We start from the raw sequence: 6027 nt of genomic DNA on the forward strand, positions 1-6027 counted from the left end.
CACGAAGATCGGAGAGCTGAGGGCGCTTGTCGTCACGGCTTTCCACCTGACGCGAAAGCTGTGAGAGCGCGATGATCGGAACATTGAGTTCCTTACCAAGCGCTTTGAGACCCGTGGTAATTTCGGTGATTTCCTGCACGCGGTTCTGTGCGGAAGCTTTTGAGGAACCAGTCATCAGCTGAACGTAGTCGATGACCAGAACGTCGAGACCGCGCTGGCGCTTCAGCCGACGCGCACGCGCTGCCAGCTGCGCAATTGAGATACCACCGGTCTGATCGATATAAAGCGGGATCTTCTGCATATGCTGTGAGCAGGCGACCAGCTTTTCAAAATCCGATTCAGTAATATCACCGCGACGAATCTTCGAGGAAGACACTTCCGTTTGCTCAGAAATGATACGGGTCGCGAGCTGCTCCGCCGACATCTCGAGTGAGAAGAAGCCAACAACACCGCCATTGATTGCCTTCATCGTGCCGTCGGCCTGCTGCTCGGCTTCATAGGCATTTGCGATGTTGAAAGCGATGTTCGTAGCAAGCGAGGTCTTACCCATACCCGGACGACCTGCAAGAATGATCAAGTCGGAAGGCTGCAAACCACCCATTTTGCCATCAAGCGTATGAATGCCCGTGGATACACCCGACAGGTGGCCGTCGCGCATAAAAGCGGCGTTCGCCATATCAACGGCGGTGGTAACGGCATCCTTGAACGCCTGAAAACCACCATCATAACGGCCCGTTTCTGCAAGTTCGAACAGACGGCGCTCGGCGTCTTCGATCTGTTCCTGCGGCGCATTATCAACCGGCGCGTCATAAGCGACGTTGACCATATCTTCGCCAATGCCAATCAAAGCGCGTCGCGTTGCAAGATCATAGATCGCACGGCCATAATCTTCGGCATTGATGATGGTCACGGCTTCGGTGGCGAGACGCGCGACATACTGGAATACAGTCAAATCACCGATCTTGCCCTCATTGGGCAAGAAAGTTTTCATGGTGACAGGATTAGCCATCTTGCCGACGCGGATAAGATCCGTGGAGATCTCGTAGATACGGCGATGCAAAGGCTCGAAGAAATGGGTCGGTTTCAGAAAATCTGAAACGCGATAAAAGGCGTCGTTGTTGATGAGGATAGCGCCCAAAAGCGCCTGCTCTGCTTCAATGTTGTGGGGTGCTTCCCGATAAAGCGTCTCTTTTTGATCGCGCGCATCGTCAAGTTTGCGTACCGCCGCTTCCGCCATGATTCTCTAGTCCTGTCCCTGATCTCTCCAGCTAGCTCTGAAGTGAAGCTAAACGCAACGCAGCCTCAAGGTGATTCCTGCTGGAAGATACAAGCTATACCATGATTCACAGGCATCCACAGTTCACGGTTCAATCTTTTGCACCGGGACTTGACGTCTGTTGTGATGCAGAATGGCTGCTGCTACGAAACCCGAAACAAGCTTCAGAGGGATTCTTTTATGCGTTCTCGTTTCATATCGGCGTGGCTGGCGGCCATCGCTTCGTTGTCATTTCTGTCTTTTCCTGCGGCAGCTGCTGAACCGATCAAGGTTAAGGTCTTCATCGCTGCAATGTTCGAGATCGGCGAGAACAGCGGCGATCGCGCAGGTGAATTTCAAAACTGGTATGAGCGCTATTGGAAAGATGCCAAGCCTATCGAAGTGAAAGGCGCATTGAAGCCCGTCTATTGTAACGATGATGGTGTTTGCGGCGCAGTGCTTGGCATGGGCAAGGTGAACTCATCTGCCAGTATGCAGGCTATTCTTCTCGACCCGGCTTTTGACTTCTCGAAAAGCTATTACGTCCTGTCGGGTGTTGCCGGTACGCCACCTTCACGCGGTACGATTGGCGATGTGAGCTGGGCGACATGGCTTGTTGATTATGACCTTGGGCACCGCTGGGCCCCGGAAGAAGGCAAGGCAGGCGAGCCGGTCTTCATGCCGCGCAAAGGTTATGAAGACTATCGCGTCTTCAAGCTCAACCCCGATCTTGTTGCTGCCGCCATGCGCCTTGGGAAAGACGTGAAGCTTGAGGATTCGAAGGAAGCGCAGGCCTATCGGATGCGTTATCCGGACAAAGCTGCACAATCAGCACCGTCTTTGAAGGAAGGCACTCATATGACGGGTGATACTTTCTTTCATGGTCCGGGATTGTCGAAAGAAGCGCAATACATTGCAAAGCTTTACGGCGCTGACGACTATTTGATCACGGAAATGGAAGCTGCTTCGATCACCCTCGTCATCAAGCGCCAGTTCGGCACGGATCGTATTCTCAGCCTGCGTGGAGCCGTGAACTTCGATCAGGGCAATCCAAACGAAACGACGTTGCAGCATCTTGATCCGGCGCCGGGCGAAACCGCCGGCGGGTTTGCCGAAACAGTCAAGAATATCTACCTCGTCGGCGCTCCGGTCGTCGATGAAATCACGACCCATTGGGATAAATGGGAAGCTGGTGTTCCTAAAGCTGAATAAGCAGAAAGGGGCTGTATGAATGTTCACACAGCCCCTTTCTTTGTATGTCAGCACTATTGAACTTTGGCCCGTTTTTTGGGTGCTTGCGTCTCGCTGTTGGCACCTTTCGGAGCGCTATCGAGCCGCTTGAGACGTTTTTCTTCAGCCTCAATGTAATTGCGTGTTAGCGGCACGGCTTCCTGCTTATGTGCAATCTGAATGTGGAACACCATCATGTTCTGCCAACGGAATGCGCTCTCAGAGGCTGCAAGGTAAAATTCCCACATTCGGCAGAAACGTTCGTCGTAAAGAGCTTTGGCTTCCTCGCGTCGAGCCATAAACGCAAGACGCCATTCTTTAAGCGTTTCGGCATAATGAAGCCGCAAGATTTCAATGTCAGTGACATAAAGCCCTGCTTTCTCGATATGCGGCAACACCTCGGAGAGGGCAGGGATATAACCACCCGGGAAAATATACTTGCGGATGAATGGGTTGGTTGCGCCAGGGCCATCGGCGCGGCCAATAGCGTGAAGCAGGAAGACGCCGTCTTTTTTCAGCAAGCGCGCCGCATGTTGAAAATATTCAGCGAAATGTCCGACGCCGACATGCTCGAACATTCCTACTGAGACAAGCCGGTCGAACTGGTCATCGATATTGCGATAATCTGTCAGCTGAAACTTGGCGCGGTCCGCAAGATCTTCTTCGGCTGCGCGTTTGTTGGCGATAGCGTGCTGTTCTTCTGAAAGCGTGACACCGGTCACATTGGCTTTGAGATAACGGGCGAGATAAAGCCCCATGCCGCCCCAACCGCAGCCAATATCCAGAATTTTGTCGCCTTCATTGACGAGAAGTTTCGCTGCGATATGGCGCTTCTTCGCGAGTTGTGCCTCAGCGAGCGTCGTATTGGGTGTTTCAAAGTAAGCGCAGGAATATTGCTTGTCCGGATCAAGGAACAGATCGTAAAGCGCGCCTGAAAGGTCGTAATGGCTTTTCACATTGCTCGATGAGCGAGCCAGATTGTTCATCTGCTGGAAACGCCGAAACAGCACGCGGAATTTGCCAGCTGCCTTCATCCAAGGCTCGGTGGCGGCTATTGGTCCCGTGTTTTCGAAAACCACTTTCAGCAATGTGTAAATATCGCCGTTGAGAAAATCAATTTCGCCATCCATGAAGCATTCGGCAAGCTTCAATTCAGGGTCGAGCGCTACAGCGCGTTCAGCATGTCGAGTATTAAAACGGATATGAACCGGCTCGCCGGTCTTGTCTCCATACTGATTGGCAGTCCCATCAGAATCGGTAACCGTCAGGTCCCCGGTTTTGATCATATGCGAAAGAACAGTACGCAGCATTCCATACATCGGCCCCATCTCCTTGTTGAGATTAGAGCAGGTGCAAACATCCATGCGATTGCATGGCAGGCGGCCTGTTGCCTTTATAAAAGCCGCGCTGTCATCAGATTTTCAGGCAATTCCCATTTGGTCAGTCAGTCTTTGGCCGGCCTCTGGCTTTTCGCCTGAGCAAACGCGGACGCTTCCGTCAGCACCCTCTCCAATCCAATACTAAAATGAAGAATAGGCACTTTTGCCGATCTGAAAAGAGAAAATGCCCGACGGAGACCGCCGGGCATGATCATATAAAGTTTACCACCATGGGAATGCCAGCCAAAGAGGCTGGCATTTCTCGGATGATAGACGGCTAAATTAAGCCTGGTCTTCTGCTTCTTCGTCTTCGTCGAAGATTTCTTCAGCAAGCGGAGCTTCTTCGATGCCGTAGATAGCTTCGATAGAGGTGAGGTCTTCACCCTTTGCCTGACGTTCTGCTTCTTCGGTCGAACGTGCGATGTTGACAGTAACGCTGACCTGAACTTCTGGATGCAGCGAAATCGCAACTTCGTGCAGGCCAATTGCCTTGATTGGCTGGTTCAGTTCAACCTGGTTGCGGTGCAGGTTGAAGCCGTTTGCAGTGATGATGTCAGCGATGTCGCGGGTCGAAACCGAACCGTAGAGCTGACCGGTTTCACCAGCCGAACGAACAACGATGAACGATTCGCCGTTGAGCTTTGCAGCAACTGCTTCAGCTTCGTTCTTGCGCTCAAGGTTCTGAGCTTCGAGCTGCGCGCGCTGGCCTTCAAACTTCTTCTTGTTGGCTTCGTTGGCACGAAGAGCCTTGCCCTGCGGCAGAAGGAAGTTACGGGCAAAGCCGTCCTTGACCTTAACAGTGTCGCCCATCTGACCGAGGCGGGCGATGCGTTCCAGAAGAATAACGTCCATTTGAGTTTCCTTTCGAGTGTTTCAATATGTTTATTGGTTGTTGGCGTCTGGCATTTTTGAGATCGGCGCACCGCGCGATGTATCGAAAAGACCAAAAACCATGAAGACAAAAAGCAGGAATGCGAAGAGTATGATCGCAACATAGACGAGCCACAGCACCACTGGGCGCCAGGCTTTTCCACGCGTGCGCATGTGGAATGTTGCAAGACCTGCAATCATGAAGCCGAAGCTCAATGCTCCAACAACTACCGTTGCAATCAGGCCAGCTCCGCCCGGCAGAAACGCTACTGCGAGCGCCACCGCAAAAACGAGCAATGCCGGACGCGGCATACGCATGGTCGCGGGCCAGTCATCACGCGGACGGCGTAAACGGCCAGAAAGAGCTGTAAGGCGTAGAGCCAGATAGAGATTACCGACCAGAATGGCAAGGCAGGTTGCAGGCTGAACCGCAGGCAATGCTACCATTAGAAGAGCCGTAACGCTCTGGCGCATTTCATCGCTAGGTGTGAACTGTGGATCAGCCTCAGCCAGACGATCGATCAGCGTATTAGCCAGCTCGCGAGCCATATCCGGCCCGAAACCCAGAATGAAACCAATGATGATGAAGCTGACAGCAACCATCAGCGCGAGACGGAAAACAATATCCGAAAGCGGATACCAGACCATGACGTCTTTAGGACCGCCGAGTTCGGAAGCCGGGCGTGCGAGGCCGGAAAGATACGCGCCTGTTGCAGCAGGCACGTAGCTTGTTAGTGCCATCAGCACTGCTGCCATGGGGGCTGCAAACACGCCGATCGCAATGGTGGCGGCTGCAGCGGCAACAAGCCCTGCGCTCGAACCCCAACCAAGGGCGGCAACAAAAATTGGTAACGGCGTCAGGAAATACAGAACCACCGCCATGCCCGATTGAGCAATGACGCCAGACGACATCAATGCCGAGGCAAGCCCCGCCAATATGCCGACTCCAATGATGGTTCCGTTAAACTTCATAAACTCGCTGTCCTGCTCCGGCTATTCCGGTTCTGCAGTTAGAGACGGCACAAGGGCTTCGCCTCAACTTGGGTTTTAATTACACTCCGTTGCGCCCATCGCAGTGGAGGAAAATGGGAGGCGAAGTGTCGCCTCCCAAAAAGTTTTACTTCACAACGTATGGAAGCAGGCCGAGGAAACGAGCGCGCTTGATCGCCTTGGCGAGTTCACGCTGCTTCTTCTGGCTGACAGCCGTAATACGCGAAGGAACGATTTTGCCGCGTTCCGAAATGTAACGCTGCAGAAGCTTGATGTCCTTGTAGTCGATCTTCGGTGCGTTTG

The 6027-nt window shown here is 52.9% G+C and carries 6 protein-coding genes; 1 reads left to right on the forward strand and 5 read right to left on the reverse strand.

Annotated features, from left to right (window positions below):
• A partial coding sequence (locus RT142_RS24275) for a replicative DNA helicase (protein ID WP_313032129.1) occupies window positions 1-1237 on the reverse strand: 1237 nt, incomplete at its 3' end.
• 219 nt (window positions 1238-1456) lie between these two features.
• Here RT142_RS24275 and RT142_RS24280 point away from each other — a divergent pair.
• Window positions 1457-2467 carry a purine-nucleoside phosphorylase gene (locus RT142_RS24280; protein ID WP_007873806.1) on the forward strand — a complete coding sequence of 337 codons (1011 nt, stop codon included), beginning with the start codon at window positions 1457-1459 and terminating at the stop codon, window positions 2465-2467.
• A 53-nt stretch (window positions 2468-2520) separates the two neighbouring features.
• Here the strand turns inward: RT142_RS24280 and RT142_RS24285 are convergent, their stop codons facing one another.
• From RT142_RS24285 to rpsR, 4 genes are all read right to left on the reverse strand, one after another.
• Window positions 2521-3804 carry an SAM-dependent methyltransferase gene (locus RT142_RS24285; protein ID WP_112807019.1) on the reverse strand — a complete coding sequence of 428 codons (1284 nt, stop codon included), beginning with the start codon at window positions 3802-3804 and terminating at the stop codon, window positions 2521-2523.
• A 342-nt stretch (window positions 3805-4146) separates the two neighbouring features.
• Window positions 4147-4716 carry a 50S ribosomal protein L9 gene (gene rplI, locus RT142_RS24290; protein ID WP_007873810.1) on the reverse strand — a complete coding sequence of 190 codons (570 nt, stop codon included), beginning with the start codon at window positions 4714-4716 and terminating at the stop codon, window positions 4147-4149.
• Between the two features lie 30 nt (window positions 4717-4746).
• The gene (locus tag RT142_RS24295) at window positions 4747-5706 is read right to left on the reverse strand and encodes a DUF2232 domain-containing protein (RefSeq protein ID WP_007873814.1); all 960 of its coding nucleotides are present in this window, start codon (window positions 5704-5706) and stop codon (window positions 4747-4749) included.
• A 145-nt stretch (window positions 5707-5851) separates the two neighbouring features.
• Window positions 5852-6027, reverse strand: a 176-nt coding sequence (rpsR, locus tag RT142_RS24300) for a 30S ribosomal protein S18 (protein ID WP_313032133.1), incomplete at its 5' end; no start/stop codon positions are given.

It is taken from the genome of Brucella sp., assembly GCF_032066345.1.
Taxonomy (GTDB): Bacteria; Pseudomonadota; Alphaproteobacteria; order Rhizobiales; family Rhizobiaceae; genus Brucella; species Brucella pseudogrignonensis.

Coding starts and splice junctions, on each gene's coding strand:
- RT142_RS24280 (WP_007873806.1), top strand. CDS start 1,457: ATGCGTTCTCGTTTCATATCGGCGTGGCTGGCGGCCATCGCTTCGTTG.
- rplI (WP_007873810.1), bottom strand. CDS start 4,716: ATGGACGTTATTCTTCTGGAACGCATCGCCCGCCTCGGTCAGATGGGC.
- RT142_RS24285 (WP_112807019.1), bottom strand. CDS start 3,804: ATGTATGGAATGCTGCGTACTGTTCTTTCGCATATGATCAAAACCGGG.
- RT142_RS24295 (WP_007873814.1), bottom strand. CDS start 5,706: ATGAAGTTTAACGGAACCATCATTGGAGTCGGCATATTGGCGGGGCTT.